Origin of the sequence: Actinoplanes campanulatus (genome assembly GCF_014647795.1) — a bacterium.
Taxonomy (GTDB): domain Bacteria; phylum Actinomycetota; class Actinomycetes; order Mycobacteriales; family Micromonosporaceae; genus Actinoplanes; species Actinoplanes campanulatus.
The window spans coordinates 243,489-260,246 of record NZ_BMPW01000001.1 but is presented as its reverse complement, the minus strand read 5'-3'; the positions used below and the strand labels follow the sequence as shown (position 1 = coordinate 260,246).

Below are 16,758 nucleotides of genomic sequence, written 5' to 3'. Positions count from 1 at the left end.
GCGTCGAAAGTCGGGAATCCACAGGATTCCGGTGAGCCATGGAGGGCACCGGCACGGCAGTATGCATGGGTGCGACGTACCCGAAATCTGATTCTGATGGTGGCCGCCGCCGGCATTCTGGGGGGATCCGTCCTGGTGGCGAAGGGCATGCTGGGCGACGGCGAGGGCGGCGGGACCGGCCCGCTCGCCGGATCGTTCCAGGACGCCCCGAAGGCGTCGCCCACGCCGACCGGCCCCACCCCCGAGGAGCTGGCCGCCATCGAGCGGGCCAAACGGGTCAAAGCGCTCGACGCGGCCCTCAAGACGTATGCCTCCGGCAAACCGGAGTTCTCGGTCGCCGTCTTCGACCGCAAGACCGGGCAGACGTACGCGTACCGCGGCGAGGAGAAGTACGAGACCGCCAGCGTGGTGAAGGTGCAGGTGCTCGCCTGCCTCCTGCTCACCGCCCAGGACGACGGCCGCAAGCTGACCACCAGCGAGAAGTCACTGGCCGACAAGATGATCCGGTACAGCGACAACGCGTCCACCACCTCGCTGTTCGGCAAGATCGGGCGGTACACCGGGCTGACCGCCTGCAACAAGCGTCTCGGCCTCACCCAGACCAAGGTCAACAGCTCCTGGGGCCTCACCCGGACCACCGTCAAGGACCAGGTGAAACTGCTGGACCAACTGGTCGACGACGAGAGCGAGCTGTCCGAGGCGTCCCGCGCCTACGCGCACAAGCTGATGAGCACGGTCGCCCCGGATCAGGACTGGGGTGTGCCCGCGGTGGCGAAGACCGGCGAGGACGCCACCGTCAAGAACGGCTGGCTCCAGCGCTCCACCGAGAGCAACCTGTGGATCATCAACACCGTCGGTCAGGTCACCGGGGACGAGACCGACGTGTCGATCGCCGTCCTGTCGCACACCAACAAGACCATGAACGGCGGGATGGCACTGGTCGAGAAGGTCGGCAAGATGACTAGGACGTACTTGAAGTACTAGCGCGCGCCGCCCGCCGTCCCCACCACCGCGAGATCCAGGTGATCGACTGGTTCACCACCAGGATCACCACGATCGCGGCGAGCACACCCTGCCACGGCTCGGGGAAGATCGACGCCCCGAGCAGCCCGATCGTGGAGTAGACCAGCGACCACAGCACGCAGGCGGGCAGGTTGGCGATCACGAAGGTGCGCCACGACACCCCGGCGAAGGCGGCCGCCAGCAGCACCGGCACCCGCCCGCCCGGGATCAGCCGGGACACCAGCAGCACCGTGACCTGCCTGCGCTGCAACCGGGCCCGGACCGCGTTGAGCCGCTCCTCGTCGTTGAGCCAGTGCAGACGGCGGGCCAGCTGCTCGCCGCCGTACCGGCACATCGCGTACATCACCAGGTCGCCGGTGTAGGCGCCGGCCGCGCCGGCCGCGACCACCAGGCCGATGGCGTACGGGTACTCGTGCAACGCGAACGCCGCGGCGCTGCTGACCGCCGCCCCGGTCGGCACCACGGGCACGATCGCCCCGAACGCGACCACCAGGAACAGCCAGCCGAGCGCTCCCAGCGTGTCGATCACGCGGCCGGCTCCAGGCTGAGACTCTCGCCGTGGGCCAGCACCCGGACCCGGCTCTCCGGCGCCACCCGGGCGGCGTGCTCGGCGAACCTCTCGCCCGGCCCGTCGAACATGTGCCGCCGAATCCGGCCCATCCCGATCGGCCACAGCGTGCCGTAGTGCACCGGCACCGCCCACGACGCCCTCACCCGGCGCAGCGCCTCGGCGCCGTCGGCCGCGTCCAGATGCCCGTGCGAGCCCAGGGTGGGACCCCAGCCGCCGACCGGGACCAGCGCCAGATCCAGCGGGCCCAGCTCGTGCATCCCGTCGAACAGGCCGGTGTCGCCGGCGAACCACGTCCGCGCGGCGCCCTCCACGACGAAGCCGATCGCGATCGCCCGGTCCCTCGACCACGGGCCACGGCCGCCGTCGTGCCGCGCCGGAACGGCCCGGACCCGCACACCGCCGACCACGGTCGTCTCACCGGGCGCCAGCTCGACACACCGGTCCCCGGCCTCCGCGCCCATCACCCTCGCCGTGAAGGCGGCGGCTCCGCGGGGCACGATCAAGAGCGGCTTTCCCGGTACGGCGCGGAGCGATCCGACGTGGAAATGATCGGCGTGCAGGTGGGAGAGCAGGACCGCGTCCGGCGCGCCGGGCAGTCGCGGCGACGGGCCGGCCATCCGCCGCAGATGGGCGAGGCGGCCGGTGAGCACCGGATCGGTCAACAGGGTCGTGCCGGAATCGGCGAGCCACACCGTGCTGTGCCCCCACCAGGTGACCTCGGTCGTGCTCACCGCCCTACGGTACCCAGGCGGCGCACCGCCGAGCCGCACAGCCGCGCGTAGGCGTGCTGGAATCCCACCGCGAACGGCCCGGCCAGGCGCATGAACGTGCCCGCCGGACGGGAGAACGCGGTCACCGAGAACCACACCTCGCCGTGCTCGTCCAGCTCGGCCAGGAACGCCTCCTCGCCGGTCGCCGGATGCCCGGGCCGGGTGCCGTAGGCGAACCCGATCCGATCGTCCTCCTCGACCGTCCAGACCACCTCGCAGGGCGCCCGCAGCGGCCCGATCCCGACGGTCAGCAGCACCCCGGTGGCGGCCCGGTCCACGTCCGCCGTGATCCGCGTCCCGATGGCCCGGTGCATGCGGAAGCTCAGGATCGCCTCACCGGCCCGGCGCAGCACCTCCTCGCCGGTCCCGATCCGGGTGCGGTAGCGCAGATGCCGGTAGCCGGACGGCAGGCGCCCGGTCCGGGTGGACCCGACATGCGGGTAGGTCAGTTCCGTCACCCCTGCAGTGTGCCCTTCCGCTGTCGGGGGTGGCCGTCGAGTCGCCGCCGTGACATGACTCCGGCACACTGAGCGACGTGACTGGACCCCGCTCCGCGGTCGTGGTGAACCCCACCAAGGTGGCCGATCCCGATCACCTTCGGCGCACCCTCCACGAGGGCCTGCGCCGGGCCGGCTGGCCGCAACCCACCTGGTACGAGACGACGGCCGAGGACCCCGGCCGCGGCCAGGCGAGACGTGCCGTCGCCGACGGGGCCGAGCTGGTCTTCGCGTGCGGCGGCGACGGCACCGTCACGGCGGTGGTCACCGCGCTGGCCGGCACCGGCGTGGCACTGGCCGTGCTGCCCGCCGGCACCGGCAACCTGCTCGCCGCCAACCTGGGGCTGGGCAACGACCCGGCCACCGGGCTGGAGGTGGCGCTCGAGGGCGGCCGGCGCCGCATCGACGTCGGCGCCATCGACGACCGGTGCTTCGTGGTGATGGCCGGGATGGGCTTCGACGCCCAGATGCTCGAGGACACCTCGGAGAAGGCGAAGAAGCGGATCGGCTGGCTGGCGTACCTCGGCGGCGCCGCCAAGCACCTGCTGGACCGGCCGATGCGGGTCCGGATCCGGCTGGACGGGGGCCCGCCCATGCCGCGCCGCCCGGCGGCCGTGATCGTCGGCAACGTGGGCCGCCTCCAGGGCGGGGTGCGACTGCTCAGCAAGGCCGAACCGGACGACGGCAAGCTCAACGTGGCCATCCTCAGCCCCACCAACCTGGCCCACTGGGCGGCGCTCGTCTGGGCGGTGCTCAGCCGGCGCGAGCGGGTGCCGCTCATGGAGACCTATACCGCACAGCGGGTGGAGATCTACAGCAACCGGGCGCGGGCCCGTCAGCTCGACGGTGACACCATCGCACCCGGCAAGGTCATGAAGATCCACGTCCGGCCGAAGGCTCTGCTGCTCTGTGTACCGCAGCCCGACGCCGACCCGGACCTGGCGTACGACGCCGATGCGGCCGCGCGCCGTGCCGAACCGGTGCGGGAAGCGGCAGAGGAGAAGGCTTGAGCAGCACCGAACCCGTACCGGAGACCCGGATGATGCCGGGCGACAAGCTGTCGGCCGACGACGCGTTCCTGGCCCTGCGGCACTATGGCCGCTGGCCGCTGCTGCACGACGCGTTCGTCCGGTTCCGGTACGGCGACGGGTTCAGCCACTCCCGGGCGTTCGCCTTCCAGCTCTGCCTCGCCATCGTGCCGTTCCTGATCGCCCTCTCCGGGCTCGCCACCGATCTCGGCGTCGAGGACGGCGGCCAGGTGGTCGCGGACACCGTCATCGCCCTCACCCCCGGCGCCAGCGAGCCGCTGGTCACCGAGCTGCTGATGGACGACGACCGGACCGAGGAGGCCGGCGAGCTGGCGCTGACCCTCGGCATGATCACCGGCCTGTTCGCGCTGACCAGCGCCATGGCCCAGATCGAGCGGGGCGCCAACCGCATCTACGGGGTCGAACGCGACCGGCCGGCGCTGGGCAAATACCTGCGGGCCGCGATCCTGGCACTGGTCGCCGGGCTGCCCGCGCTCTTCGGCTTCCTGCTGCTGGTCGCCGGACGGGCGGCCGGCGAGTCGGCGGAACGACATTTCGGGCTGGCGCACGCGCCCCGGGTGGCCTGGGACGTGATCCGCTGGCCGCTCAGCCTGGCGCTCATCGTCTTCGCGGTCGGCCTGCTCTTCCGGCATTCGGTCCGCCGCAACCAGCCGGCCCTGTCCTGGCTGCTGTTCGGCGCCGTCGTGTCGACCGTGCTGTGGTGGCTGGCGAGCCTGCTGCTGGCCGGGTACATCCGGGTCAGCGACGGGTTCGGGGCGACGTACGGGCCGCTCACCGCGATCATGGCGCTGCTGCTGTGGGCGAACCTGACCGGCATCGCCCTCTTCCTCGGCCTCGCCTTCGCCGCCCAGTTGGAGGCCCGGCGGGTCGGCGTGCACCGCCCCGCACTGGAGGACCGCTGGGAGCCGGCGCCGGAGGAGCCGGTCACCGACTTCCCCGAGACCGACCCGGCTCCTTCGGTGCCCACCCAGCGGAAGCCCGGTGTGACGGCCGAGCCGTCCGGGTAAGGAACGGCGCACCCCGATTCGTTGGAGTACGCCGTGACCGATGACAACCGTGTAGTGGAACGCTCCGGCTGGGCGCCGGTACGACACTTCGCCGAGCGCAGCGTGCTCGGCCTGTTCGTGGTGGCCGCGATCGGCCTGACCTTCGGTGTCCTGCTGCTGCTCGTCCGGTTCCACTGGCAGCCGTTGCAGGACCTGGACCGGGCCGTCGCCGACGGGCTGAACCGGTGGGCCTCCGGTTCGGACGCCGTGGTCGCGGTCCTGCAACAGGTCTCCTCGTTCGGCGGGCGCGGCGTGCTGGTGCCGCTCGTCGTGCTGCTGGCCGCGCTGCTGCTGGTCCGCCGCCGCCCCCGCCCGGCGATCTACCTGCTGGTCACCGGCGCCGGGGCGCTGATCCTCGACCCGTCGCTGAAAGCGCTGATCGGGCGGCTGCGCCCGGTCGTCGAGGTGCCGGTCGCCTCGGCCCCCGGCAACAGCTTCCCGAGCGGGCACGCGCTCGGCTCGATGGTCGTCTACGGCATGATCGTGCTGGTCCTCCTGCCCGCCGTCCGCCGCCGGTGGAGGCCCTGGTTCATCGGCCTGGCCGCGGTGCTGGTCGCCGCGGTCGGCTTCACCCGGATTGCCCTCGGCGTGCACTTCCTCTCCGACGTGCTCGGCGGCTGGATGCTCGGGCTCGCCTGGATCAGCGTGACCGCCTACGCCTTCCGGATCTGGCGCCGCGAGGCCGGCCGCCCCACCCCGCCGATCACGGCCGGTCTGGAACCGGAGTCCGGCCACGACCTGCGCCCGGCCCCCGCCGAGGGCGCCGTGCTGCCGCACCCGTGGGCCAAGGGCGCCGAGATCCTGGTCGGCTGGGTCTTCGTCTTCGGCCTGCTCTACCTGACCGGTTACACCGTCACCCGCTGGACCCCCGCCTTCGACGAGGCCGTCCCCGCGTGGCTGCAGAGCTTCCGCACCCCGTCCCTGGACCACCTGAGCTGGATGTGGAGCAAGGCCGGCGACACGCACGCCATCCTGATCATCTCGCTGATCTTCTGCCCGATCGCGCTGGCCCTCTGGCGGCAGTGGCGGCCGGTGCTCTTCCTGGCCCTCACCATGATCGGTGAACTGACCCTCTTCCTCTGCGCGGCCGCCGCCGTCGACCGCCCGCGCCCGCCCGTCGAACAACTCGACGGCCAGATGCCGACCTCGTCCTTCCCGTCCGGTCACATCGCCGCCACCATGTGCCTCTGGGCCGTCATCGCGATCATCGTGATGGCCCGGGTCCGCCGGCCGTGGCGCTGGATCCTCCCGGCCCTCGCGGTGATCATGCCGCTCGGCGTGGCGCTCTCCCGCATGTACCGCGGCATGCACCACCCCACCGATTTTCTCGGCGCCATGCTGCTCACCGCCGCCTGGATCACCGTGCTCTGGTGGACGGTCCGTCCCAACGCGCACGCCGAGACCGCCACCGAGGCCGCCGAGGAGGCCGCCCAGGCCATCGACGGCCGCCACCTGGAGACAGTCGGATGAGGGCGCTGACCCGAAACGACGGCGACCGTCTGGAGGCGGCCGGATGAGAGTGCTGGCCAGAAACGGCGGCGGCCGTCTGGAGGCGGCCGGATGAGAGTGCTGACCTGGAACATCAAGAACGGCGGCGGCGACCGCCTGCCATCGATCATCAAGGTGATCGACCAGGCGCGCCCCGACGTGGTCACCCTCCAGGAACTGCAGGGCTTCCACCGGTACGGCGGGCGCCGCCTCCGGGAACTCGCCACCGCCCTGGACATGACCGCCCACCTGGCCCCCTCCGTCCTCGCCCAGCCGGTCGCCGTCCTGGTCCGCGAGCCGCTACGGATCGTGCGGCGCACCCGGATCAGCTGGCGGTTGCATCACGCCGCGGCCGTGGCGGTGGTGCCCACCCCGGCCGGCCCGTTGACGGTCGTCAGCGTCCATCTCAACCCGTTCTCGCCCTACCGTCGGATGCGCGAGGCCCGCTGGCTGGCCGCTCGCTACGCCACCCCGAACGGCCTGACCCTCATCGCCGGAGACATGAACGGCCTGGACCCGGCCGGCGACCACACGGCGGCGCTGGCCAGCCTGCCCGACCTCTATCGCAAACGGCACCTGACCCCCGACGGCCGCGCCGACACGAGGGCCCTGGCGGCTTTCCACGACGAGGGCTTCACCGACCTGTGGCACACCGCCGGCACCGACCTGTGGCACAGCGCGGGCACCGGCGACGGCCACACCGCCGGCACTGGCACCGCCGGCACTGGCACCGCCGGCACTGGCACCGGCGACGGCCACACTGTCCCCACCGCCTACGCGGGCCACGAATTCGCCCCCGTCCGCCTCGATTACCTCCTGGCCAGCCCGCCACTGGCAGCCAGGGCCCGGCGCCTCCAGGTGATCCGCGACGACCTGACCGCCCACGCCTCCGACCACTACCCGCTCCAGGCCGACTTCGGCCTCTGACCCACACCCCTCACCACGGGCCTGACAGCCAGCACTCCAGCCCCTCACAGATCTTGGACGTCTCCCCACCGAATTCGGTGGCCAATCGTCCAAGATCGCGATCGCCCGCGTCACCAGAGCATGTGTCAGACGGCGGCTACTCGCCGGTGGGGCCGCCGGCGATCTCGGCGACGATGTCGAGGTGGCCGAGATGGCGCGCATACTCCTGGAGCAGGTGGAAGAGGACCCGCTCCAGGTTGGCTGGGTCGGCGCCGTCCCAACGGGGGCCCGGTTGCCCGACCGCGGCCAGATCGCTGCCGGTGATCACGGCAGTCGTGTGCTCGCCCTGGGCGCGTAGCGTGGCCGCCAGGTCGGCCAGGGTCTCCGATGGGCCGACATGCCAGCGGTCGTCGCGCCGGTCGCCCCACGGATCGCCGACGTCACGGCCCTGGAAGCCCCACTCGATCCAGCGGAGCTCGACGAAGCGCAGGTGCTTGACCAGCTCCAACGGTGTCCACCCGCTTGGCAGGCGGCTGGAGCGCAGCTCGGCCTCGGGCAGCGCGGACGTTTTGGCCAGCAGACCTTCCCGGAAATAGTCCAGGTAGCGGACGAAGACCTCGGCCCGCCCGGCGGCCGGGATGGTGGGCGACGGAAAGACGATCGGCGCATCATCGAGCATGCCCCGATGATGTCAGCACCCCCTGACACTTTTCGGCGTCCGCCCGCGCTCGGCGTCGCCCGCGCTCGGCGTCCGCCTGTACCCGCGTCCGCCCGCGCTCGGCGTCCGCCCGCGTCTGCCCGGGCCTGCGTCTGCCCGCGCTCGGGGCCGTGTGCGGGCGGTGGTGTGTGCGGCCAGGTGCTGGTGGGCGTGCCTGTCGGTGGACGGCGCGGTGACGGCCCGGAGGGGGTGAGGTCTCGCCGCGCCATGCGCCGGTGGGCGCGTTACGGCCGTGACCCGGCGCCTGGCTCGCGTGGTACCCAGGGGACCGGTCGCCGCTCGTACCGGAAAGGGGAAGGGTGACCACCGGCAGTGCGTCAGTCCGCGACGATGCGGTCGCGGCCGCCTCGCTTGGCGGTGTAGAGGTTGCGGTCGGCGATGGAGAGCAGCGCCGAGAAGGTGTCGCGGCCCTCGGCGGTCGTGGTGACGCCGATGCTGGTGGTGACCTGGAGGGTGCCGGTGATGGGCTCCCAGCCGTGGGCGCGGATGCGCAGGCGGAGGCGCTCGCAGCGGATCGCGGCCTCCTCGGCGTCGACGCCCGGCAGGACCAGCAGGAATTCCTCGCCGCCCATGCGCGCGGCGACGGCCGGGCCGGGGGCGGACTCCTCCAGCAGCTCGGCGACGTGCTGGAGGACCATGTCGCCGGTGGTGTGCGAGAGGGTGTCGTTGATCCGTTTGAAGTGGTCCAGGTCGATGATGGCCATCGACAGCGGCAACTGGCGGGCGGCCGCCTCCAGCAGCAGGGCCGGTACGCGCTCGTTGACGTAGCGGCGGTTGTAGAGGCCGGTCAGGGCGTCCCGGTGGGCCATTTCGCGGAAGTGTTCGCTGTCGCGGCGGGCCTCGTCGGCCTCGAAGACGGCCTGCAACGCCCGCGCCCGGGCGTCGCGCTGCACCGACTGGAGGGCGGTGGCCGCGGCGTGGAAGGCGCGATGTTCCTCGTACGCCTCGGCGAACCGTCCGGTGCCGGCGAAGAGTGCGGCCTGCTCCTGCCGGACCCGGGCGCCGATGGCCGCCAGGCCTCGTTCGGCGCAGAGGCGACTGGTCGCGTCCAGGGCGGCCTGCGCGTCGTCGTGCCGGCCGGCCAGGCGGCGGGCCTGGGCCAGGGTGAGATGGCACTCGGCCACCGCGTCGCCCTCGGTGGCGGCGACCAGGTCGGCGAGCACCGGGGAGAGCAGCTCCTCGACGGCGGAGTAGCAGCCGCTCATCAGCTCGACCTGGGCCAGCGTGTCCAGCTCGTTGGCGGTGAACCGGACACCGGTCCGGTCCTGGGCCTCACGCATCTGCCCGACCAGCATCCGGGCCTCCGGCTCGTCGCCGAGTTCCATCGCGGTGTACGCCATGTTGTTGAGCAGTGCCAACGTCATCTCGTGGTCGCCGGCCGCCGCGCACAACGCGAGGGCCTCCTGGGAGCGGCGTTTGCCGTCCTCGTGGGCGCCGGTCTCCTCCAGCGAGACCGCGAGCGTCATCAGGTGCCGGGCGCGCAGGTGGGGCGGCACGTCGTCGGTGAGGAAGGCGACGCTCTGCACGGCGTGGGTCAGTCCGTCGGAGTAGTCGCCCACGTGCCGGTAGAACACCGCCAGCTCGCGGTGCGCCCGGGCCAGGAGGTACCGCGCCTCATGCTGCTCGGCCCAGGCCCGGACCTGGTGGGCCAGCCGCCCGCCCTCGCCGGTGCGCCCCTTGCGGAGCAGCACCCCGGCCTGGAGCAGGGCGGCGCGCTGGGCGACCTCCTCGGCGCCGAGTTCGGTGGCCCGCTGCCGCAGTTCGATGGCGGGCTCCCAGAGCGACCGGAACTGGGACGGGGGCCGGGATTCGAGTTCCGCCAAGGCGGACTCCAGGGCGCCGAGCTCGTCATGAGGCTCGGTGGGAACCCGGCTCGCCGTTTCCGTCGTCACTGTCCCTACTTCCTGTAGTCGCCCCGTGACAGATCACGGTCCGGTGCCACGGTGGCAGAAAGGATCCCGATCGGTTGCGAAACGGTTGCGGTGTCAACGGCTGGTGCAGACCGGCGCGGCGGCCGCGTCGCCCACCGCGACGGTGAAGCAGTAGTCGGGCTTCTCGTTGAGGCTGTAGACGACGTAGTCGGCGGCCCCGGCCGGCAGGTCCGCGATCTTGACGGGTGGCTGCCCGGCCCGGCCTCCGGTGATCAGCACCGCCTCCGTGGCGTCGCGGGGGTAGACCCACTGGAGGGAGACGCTGTCGCCGTTGTCGCGCAACCGCACGTTCTGTGGGGCGCCTGGCACGGTGGAGGGTTTCACCGGCTCCTGGACGGCCGGCCGGGTGGTCGGCTGGGTGGCCCCGTCCGCTCCGGGCAGGGTCAGGATGACCACGACGGCGGCCGCCGCCACCCCGGCGGCGAGCACCGTGGCCAGCAGCAGCGGGTGGGCGACGCGGGATCCGGCCGGCCGGTCGGCACGGACCGGGAGGCGCCGTGAGTTCGGCGGGTCGCTGCGGGTGCCGGTCGGCGCGGTGCCGACCGGCAGGGGTCGGCCGTCGTCGCCGTAGTCGGGCGCACGGTTGCCGGGCAGCGGCGGCGGCGTGTCGGCCCGGGCGTGCCGGCCGGTCAGATCTCCGGGCAGCCGGTGGACGTCGCTGAGATAGAGCGGCTGCTGGTAGACGGTGCCGTTGGGATCGGTCTCGCGATCGTCGGCCGGTGGCATGTCGTCGTAGAGCTCGTCGGCCGGAACCGGGTAGACGGTGCCGTTGGGATCGGTGGGCCGGTCGTCGGGCGGCGGCTGGCCGGGCGCCTCGGCCGGGAACACCGACGGCCGGGCCCCGGTCGTGTCGGGCACGGTGGGCCGGCGCGGGAAGGGCCGGAACGGGCGCCCGCCGGAGGAGTCCCGGGTGCCGCAGGTGTGCCGGCCGGATGCCGTGCCGCTGACCAGCGCGGCCGCCTGCCGGGCCAGCGGGTGGTCGGCCGGCAGATGGCGGGCGCTCAGCTCGCCGGCCAGCTCCAGATGCTCGCGGGCCTCCTCGTCGCGACCGCACTCGCGCTCCATGGCGCCCAGCCGGGCCAGCATCTTGATGCCGGCCGGTGCGGCGTCGCCGTGCACCCGGCTGTGCCGCCGCCAGGCGCGGGCCAGCCGGGCCCGGGCCGTGCCGCAGTGGCCGGCCGCGTGCTCGGCGGTGGCCAGGTCGGCCTCGGCGGCCAGCACCCGCGGCGAGTCGGGGCCGTCCATCAGGGCCAGCTCGCCGATCAGGTCGTGGTAGACGGAGGCGGCCCGGCCGTGCTGGCCGATCCGCTGGAGGACCGCGGCGTGCATGGCGGCGGCCGCGATGGTGCGCTCGTCGCGCGGGCCGTGCAGCCGCTCCTCGGCGGAGTGCGCGAAGGCGGCCCACAACCGGGCCGACTCGGGGTCGCCGAGGGCGATCAGGACCCGGGCGTGCAGAGCGGCGGCCACCGCGAGGTCGGCGGTGGCGCGGCGGGGATCGGCGTCGGCGCCGCGGAGGACGTCGTCGAGGACGGCCCGCGCGCCCATGAGGTCGCCGGCGGACGTGAGCGTCTGCGCCTGGGCGGTCAGTTCGGCGAGCGGAGGGGCCATGTATCCCATAGTGCTCATGCGAACACCCTGGGTACAAGTTTCCGGTAGCTAAGTGGACAGGGTAGAAACTGCGGTATGTCCCCAATAGGCGCTGTGAAACGTGAACTACTCGTCCGCCACCTGCAGGCATGGGCCGCGGGTGCGCTTCATCACGCCCGCCGGGCGACCTATGTGCACGGCTACGCCGACGCGGACGGTGGGGTGGCCGCGGAGGCGGCGATCCGGGTCCTGGCCGACCTGCCCGGCCTGTCCCGCGGGCGGGAACTGTCCATGGTGGCGGTGGGCGCCGACGTCGCCGGCGTGGGGGAGCGGCTCACCGCGGCGCAACGGGACGCCGGCGCGGGGGCCGGGCTCACGGTGCTTCCGGTGGGCGGCGGGACGGACGAGCGGCTGCCGGTGGCGTTGCGTGCGGCCGGCGCGGTGCGCGTACCGCTGCTGGGGTTTCTCGACGCGACGGCCGTGGGTGAACCGCCCGCGGTGACCACCGTCGGCGCGATCGCGGCCGGTAAGCCGGCCGAGGTGCTGCTGGCGCTGCCGCCCGGCAGCCCGGTCGACCCCTATCGGGGCCTGGGATTTCCGCTGGTGACGGCGGCCGAGCTGGCCACCGGGCCGGAGCCCGGAGAGGTGGTGGCTTTCGCCACCACCTCCGCGAAGAGCCTGGAGAGCTTCAAGGAGGCGCTCTGGGCGGTCGACGAATTCGCCGGGGTACGCCTACGTGATCCCGCCGATCCGGAGCGCCATCTGATCGACATCGCGCTCCGTCCCGATCCCGGACCGCTGCGCCGTGAACTGCTGGCCCACCTGTCCGAGGTGGGCCGGGCAACCGTGACCGAATTGCGCACCTTCGCCCTCACCGAGACCGTCTACCGGGCCGCCGACGCGACCCGGGTGCTGCACTCGATGATCGACGCGGGCACGGTCACCCGGGAACCCGCGCACGGACGGCTCGGTGGCGACGTGGTGATCGAGCGGGAACCGTCCTAGCGGGAGCGGCTCTTGTCCTGCTTCCACGACAGCGGGCCGGGCAGGTCGACGCGGTGCGCGCGGGTCTTGGAGTTCCACGACCAGCGCCCGATCTTGAGGCTCCAGGACGAGTAGCCGTTCTCGGTGAAGTTCAGGACCAGCGGACCGATCTTCTTCCGGCTGCGGTAGACGATGCCCATCGGAAAGCTCCTTTCTGATGGCGCATCGGTTCCCGATCGGCCGGATTCACAAACGTCAGCGTGGCTGCCAGGCGTCCGGGCGGGTGGTCAGCTTGCGCACGTGAGCCGGCATCCGCCCGCTGATCAGCTCGGCGAGGCTCACCTCGTCGACCACCTCACGGACCGCCGCGCGCACCGCCACCCACAGGTTCGGCAGGTTCTCGGCGGCGCCCGTGTACTGAGTCTCCTCCGGACGAAGGCCGCGCACGCCGGCGAGCGGTCCGTCGACCGCCCGCAGGATCTGACCGATGGTCACGTCCCGCGGGGGGTGCGACAGCGTGTAGCCGCCCTCGGCGCCCCGTTGCGCCCGCACCACACCGGCACGGCGCAGGTCGGCTAGGACCGCCTCGAGGAACTTGCGTGGCATGTTCTGGTCTTGGGCAATGGCCTGAGCGGACATCAGTGCGGGGTAGGCCTGCGCCAAACTGAGGGCGGCCCGGACCGCGTAGTCGCCGCGCGCGGAGATCTGCACCTGACTATCATGCCCCGGCCCCGCATCCCGGATGCACATACCCCAGGGGATTGTGGGAATTAGGGGTCAATCGGCCGGCGATCTCTGCCCCGGGATGGTGGCCGGCTGGCCGGTGATGAACCGCCCGCGGAACTGCCCCGGGCTCAGGCCGGTCTCCCGGTGGAAGAAGCGCCCGAAGTTCGTCGGCTCGCCGAAACCCAGGCCGCGGCCCACCTCGGCGACCGACATCGAGGTCGCCGCGAGCATCCGCCGGGCCTGTAGGGCGACCCGGTCGTCGACCACCTGCTTGGCGGTGCGCCCGGTGAGCGCCAGGCTGGCCCGGGTCAGGGTGCGCACCGAGCAGCCCAGCTCGGCCGCGTAGTCCTCGACCCGGCGGGTGTGCGGAAAGCGCTCCTCGAGGCGGCGCCGGAACCGTTCGAACGTCCGGCTCTCGACGTGCGCCCGCAGCTCCGAGCCCGGATCGAGGGTGGCGATCCGCAGCAGCAGGGCGGCCAGCTCGTGCCGCAGCAGCGCGGCGGGGACCGGGCCGGGCGGGCCGGCCGCGTCGGCGGCCAGGTGGGCGAAGACGTCCCGGAAGACGGCCGGGCCGGGCGGGGTGAGTGGCTCCCGGGCCGGGCCGGACGGATCGTCGGGACTCAGCCCGGGCAGTTCCTCCGGACCGAACAACCCTGGTCGGAAAACGATCGTCAGTGGATCGTCGCCGTCTCCGGGGCGGGAGAAGCGGGCCGCCTGTCCCGGACGGATCCAGAGCAGGGTGCCCGGGCCGCACAGATGCTCGGCGAAGTCGATCTCGGCGAGCAGCGGGCCGGTCGTGGTGAGGACGAGGGCGTGACACCTCAGCAGGCCGGTGGCAGCGCCGGCGGCCACCGGCAGGACGCAGCCACCGATACCCGACCAGTCCGGTGGAAGACAGGTGGGCGCCGGCTCGGTGTGATGAATGAGTGCTGGCATCGCGCCTGACGGTAGTCGTCGATGCGTGCCCGCGCATCCACTAGCGCACCGACTGAGGTTTATGTCCGATTTCCAGCTCGGTATTCGCTATACGTCCGATTCCGATTTCTTTTCGGAGATCCATTAATTTATCGGACAAAGGGCGACCCGCGCGGACCGGCAGTGTCCGCACGGGTCGCCCCGTTATCGCTTATCGGCCCGCCAGTAGTCGGTTGACCGCGGCGTCCACGTCCAGGTGGTCCGACTCCCGGCCGCGGGGCACCACCACGTAGGTGCGCCGCAGGAAGCGGACAAGGACGCTGCGCGGCACCTCGAACAGCGCGTTGCCGTCGGGCGACGACAGGGCCAGGGCGACGAAATCGCCACGCGGCGTGGCCCACGGCCACACCCGGACGTCGCCGATCCCGGCCGGCTCGTCGAGCCCGGTCACGAGAAGCTCCCGCGCGAAGGACCAGCTCACGGCTTCCCCACCGGCTGATTCTGCGTGGAACAACACGTGGACCGCGTACGGGTCGGCTGGGTCGTAACGCAGGCTGGCGCGCACGGGCAGTGCCGTCGCGTCAGGCGCTACGAGCCGCAGCGAGGTTTCGACCTCGACGGTCGTTGGACGAATGGTACTCATGGACGAACTCCCCCCGGCACCGCTGCGAGGCTGGTGAACCCCGCGTTTCCCATACTCAGGTGATCCCTGTCATTACGCTCCGCCATACGCTGATCTCACCCAGTAGTGGGAAGACGGTTCCGAAAACCCTTCCGCGCAGGACGAGAAGCGATATCTTGTCCTGTTCTGCCTGAGTACTCGGTTCCGCCCGGCGTCAGTGGTCCAGCGGTTGACTTACTCCGGTAACGTCCATTCCTCCCGGGTAGTGACGGGGCTCCCGGACACTGGGGGATGAAATGGGTGTAAAACCGGACGACGGGGTTCTTAGACGTGCGTGTGCTTGACCGTATCCGGTCCAACTCCACCGGTCGGCTCGCTCTGAAGGTCGGCATCGGTGTGCTCGGTGGCCTGGTGGTCGCCGTCGGGATCGTTCTGATCCCGTTCCCCGGCCCCGGCTGGGCGATCGTGATCCTCGGGCTGGCGATTCTCGCCGTCGAGTTCCACTGGGCTCGAGGGCTGCTCGCCTTCACCAAACGGCACGTGCAGAGCTGGACCCACTGGGTCGGCCGGCAGACGCTCGGCGTGCGCGCGCTGATCGGCCTGGTCGGCATGATCTTCATCAGCTTCGTGGTCTGGCTCAGCGTCCTGCTCAGCTTCGACCTCAACCTGTTCACCTGGTCACTCGACTTCGTCGGGTGGCGGTGACCCCCTGAGTCGCGCTGCTCGGGCGCCGTCTAGTAGAGTTCCATCTCGTTGAGGGCGATTAGCTCAGCGGGAGAGCGCTCCGTTCACACCGGAGAGGTCACTGGTTCGATCCCAGTATCGCCCACGAGTATTTTTGATCTGCGAAAAGGCCTGCCGCGATGATCCGTTGCGGTGGGCCTTTTGTCGTGATTACGGGCGCAGGTCGGGCTGACCACCGTCGACCTGAGCCTGGCGGTCGACTCCTGCCAGATCCACATCGTCGTGCGCGCCGGCGGCCGACCGCGGCCTGAGCGCTGTTTTAACGGTCGTCTCAGGTCCGCTCGGTATGAAGTGGGCATCGCCGGGCGACGCGGTCTACCGCGGCTGGGTCAGCGTCGGCCCCCACCGGACGGTGACTGAACCGTCCATTCGGCCCTGAAAGGCAGCCATTCATGATCTCTGTGCTCGTGGTGGACGCCCAGCCGCTGCAGCGCTTCGGGTTTCGCATGCTGCTGGAGAGCACCCCCGACACCGAGATCGTCGGCGAGGCCGAGAACGGCGCCGAGGCCGTTCGGCGGATCACCGAGCTGCGTCCCGACGTGGTGCTGATGGACATCCGCATGCCGGGCGTCGACGGAATCGAGGCCACCCGGCGCATCGTCGCAGCCGGTGGGCGTTCCCGGATCCTGGTGCTGACGACGTTCGACGTGGAACGGTACGCGTTCGCGGCGCTGCGGGCCGGGGCGAGCGGTTTCCTGCTCAAGGACATCCGCCCGGAGGAGTTGCTCGCCGGCATCCGGGCCGTCGCCGCAGGGGACGCGGTGATCGCGCCGGCGCTGACTCGGCGGCTGCTCGACGCGTTCGCCGACCGGCTCGACGATGATTTCTGCGGGCCCGTGCGGGAGGATCCCCGGCTGAACTTCCTGACCGACCGTGAGCGCGAGGTCCTCGTCGCCATCGGCCATGGCCTCACCAACGGCGAGATCGCGCAACGGTTCACGCTGTCGGAGTCGACGGTGAAGACCCATGTCGGGCGCGTCCTCGCCAAGATCGGTGCACGGGACCGGATCCAGGCCGTCATCCTCGCCTACGAGCTGAGACTCACCCGGCCCGGTTCAGCACCTCATCTCGCGCGTCCGTCGAGGGCGCGACCGTCGTTCTAGCTACTCCGGGCCCACGTCACCCGTTCATTGGCGACGTGTGTGAGCTCGAAGCTGCTTTTCGGCTCGTCAACCATCAGT

The 16,758-nt window shown here is 71.7% G+C and carries 18 protein-coding genes and 1 tRNA gene; 9 read left to right on the top strand and 10 right to left on the bottom strand.

Going from position 1 to position 16,758, the window contains the following annotated elements; genetic code table 11:
• The first annotated feature begins 69 nt into the window (after positions 1-69).
• A complete protein-coding gene (locus tag IEZ13_RS01155; RefSeq protein ID WP_229794390.1) occupies positions 70-984 on the top strand; it encodes a serine hydrolase in 915 nt (304 codons plus the stop codon).
• On the opposite strand, the gene IEZ13_RS01150 is transcribed toward IEZ13_RS01155, so the two are convergent.
• The 3 genes from IEZ13_RS01150 to IEZ13_RS01140 are packed head-to-tail and all read right to left on the bottom strand — an operon-like array spanning position 962 to position 2,822.
• Positions 962-1,552, bottom strand: coding sequence for a DedA family protein (locus tag IEZ13_RS01150; protein ID WP_183215741.1), 591 nt, complete (start codon positions 1,550-1,552; stop codon positions 962-964). The two genes, IEZ13_RS01155 and IEZ13_RS01150, sit on opposite strands and share 23 nt — an antisense overlap.
• A complete protein-coding gene (locus tag IEZ13_RS01145) occupies positions 1,549-2,325 on the bottom strand; it encodes an MBL fold metallo-hydrolase (RefSeq protein WP_183215740.1) in 777 nt (258 codons plus the stop codon). The genes IEZ13_RS01150 and IEZ13_RS01145 overlap by 4 nt, the downstream gene beginning before the upstream one ends.
• Positions 2,322-2,822 carry a DUF1990 family protein gene (locus IEZ13_RS01140; protein ID WP_183215739.1) on the bottom strand — a complete coding sequence of 167 codons (501 nt, stop codon included), beginning with the start codon at positions 2,820-2,822 and terminating at the stop codon, positions 2,322-2,324. The genes IEZ13_RS01145 and IEZ13_RS01140 overlap by 4 nt, the downstream gene beginning before the upstream one ends.
• Before the next feature lie 77 nt (positions 2,823-2,899).
• Between IEZ13_RS01140 and IEZ13_RS01135 the strand changes: the two genes are divergently transcribed.
• The 4 genes from IEZ13_RS01135 (at position 2,900) to IEZ13_RS01120 (ending at position 7,371) form a co-directional block, all read left to right on the top strand.
• Positions 2,900-3,871: a diacylglycerol/lipid kinase family protein gene (locus IEZ13_RS01135; RefSeq protein ID WP_183215738.1), complete on the top strand. Its 972-nt coding sequence runs from the start codon at positions 2,900-2,902 to the stop codon at positions 3,869-3,871.
• Positions 3,868-4,917 carry a YihY/virulence factor BrkB family protein gene (locus IEZ13_RS01130; protein WP_183215737.1) on the top strand — a complete coding sequence of 350 codons (1,050 nt, stop codon included), beginning with the start codon at positions 3,868-3,870 and terminating at the stop codon, positions 4,915-4,917. The genes IEZ13_RS01135 and IEZ13_RS01130 overlap by 4 nt, the downstream gene beginning before the upstream one ends.
• A 33-nt stretch (positions 4,918-4,950) precedes the next feature.
• Positions 4,951-6,426 carry a phosphatase PAP2 family protein gene (locus IEZ13_RS01125; RefSeq protein ID WP_183215735.1) on the top strand — a complete coding sequence of 492 codons (1,476 nt, stop codon included), beginning with the start codon at positions 4,951-4,953 and terminating at the stop codon, positions 6,424-6,426.
• A 90-nt stretch (positions 6,427-6,516) separates the two neighbouring features.
• Positions 6,517-7,371 (top strand): endonuclease/exonuclease/phosphatase family protein, encoded by an 855-nt coding sequence (locus IEZ13_RS01120; protein WP_183215733.1) that lies wholly within the window; start codon positions 6,517-6,519, stop codon positions 7,369-7,371.
• A 136-nt stretch (positions 7,372-7,507) separates the two neighbouring features.
• On the opposite strand, the gene IEZ13_RS01115 is transcribed toward IEZ13_RS01120, so the two are convergent.
• From IEZ13_RS01115 to IEZ13_RS01105, 3 genes are all read right to left on the bottom strand, one after another.
• Entirely contained in the window at positions 7,508-8,029 is a 522-nt protein-coding gene (locus tag IEZ13_RS01115) for a DinB family protein (protein ID WP_183215732.1), read from the bottom strand.
• A gap of 356 nt (positions 8,030-8,385) precedes the next feature.
• Positions 8,386-9,960 (bottom strand): GGDEF domain-containing protein, encoded by a 1,575-nt coding sequence (locus IEZ13_RS01110; RefSeq protein ID WP_183215731.1) that lies wholly within the window; start codon positions 9,958-9,960, stop codon positions 8,386-8,388.
• A 93-nt stretch (positions 9,961-10,053) separates the two neighbouring features.
• Positions 10,054-11,625, bottom strand: coding sequence for a fibronectin type III domain-containing protein (locus tag IEZ13_RS01105; RefSeq protein WP_229794389.1), 1,572 nt, complete (start codon positions 11,623-11,625; stop codon positions 10,054-10,056).
• Positions 11,626-11,700: 75 nt separating this feature from the next.
• On the opposite strand from IEZ13_RS01105, the gene IEZ13_RS01100 reads away from it, so the two are divergent.
• Positions 11,701-12,591, top strand: coding sequence for a hypothetical protein (locus IEZ13_RS01100; RefSeq protein ID WP_229794388.1), 891 nt, complete (start codon positions 11,701-11,703; stop codon positions 12,589-12,591).
• On the opposite strand, the gene IEZ13_RS01095 is transcribed toward IEZ13_RS01100, so the two are convergent.
• The 4 genes from IEZ13_RS01095 to IEZ13_RS01080 form a co-directional block, all read right to left on the bottom strand.
• Positions 12,588-12,770, bottom strand: coding sequence for a DUF4236 domain-containing protein (locus IEZ13_RS01095; RefSeq protein ID WP_043522949.1), 183 nt, complete (start codon positions 12,768-12,770; stop codon positions 12,588-12,590). The genes IEZ13_RS01100 and IEZ13_RS01095 overlap by 4 nt on opposite strands.
• A 55-nt stretch (positions 12,771-12,825) precedes the next feature.
• Positions 12,826-13,281, bottom strand: a complete 456-nt coding sequence (locus tag IEZ13_RS01090) for an RrF2 family transcriptional regulator (RefSeq protein WP_183215729.1) — start codon at positions 13,279-13,281, stop codon at positions 12,826-12,828.
• Positions 13,282-13,347: 66 nt separating this feature from the next.
• Entirely contained in the window at positions 13,348-14,232 is an 885-nt protein-coding gene (locus IEZ13_RS01085) for a helix-turn-helix domain-containing protein (RefSeq protein WP_183215728.1), read from the bottom strand.
• Positions 14,233-14,422: 190 nt separating this feature from the next.
• Complete coding sequence (locus tag IEZ13_RS01080) at positions 14,423-14,854, bottom strand: SsgA family sporulation/cell division regulator (protein ID WP_014446635.1); 432 nt, start codon at positions 14,852-14,854, stop codon at positions 14,423-14,425.
• A 309-nt stretch (positions 14,855-15,163) separates the two neighbouring features.
• Here IEZ13_RS01080 and IEZ13_RS01075 point away from each other — a divergent pair, with 309 nt between their 5' ends.
• From IEZ13_RS01075 to IEZ13_RS01065, 3 genes are all read left to right on the top strand, one after another.
• Entirely contained in the window at positions 15,164-15,538 is a 375-nt protein-coding gene (locus IEZ13_RS01075; protein ID WP_183215726.1) for a TIGR02611 family protein, read from the top strand.
• A gap of 52 nt (positions 15,539-15,590) precedes the next feature.
• A tRNA-Val gene (locus IEZ13_RS01070) sits at positions 15,591-15,662 on the top strand.
• Positions 15,663-15,969: 307 nt separating this feature from the next.
• Positions 15,970-16,680: a response regulator gene (locus IEZ13_RS01065; RefSeq protein WP_183215725.1), complete on the top strand. Its 711-nt coding sequence runs from the start codon at positions 15,970-15,972 to the stop codon at positions 16,678-16,680.
• The last annotated feature ends 78 nt before the right edge of the window (positions 16,681-16,758 follow it).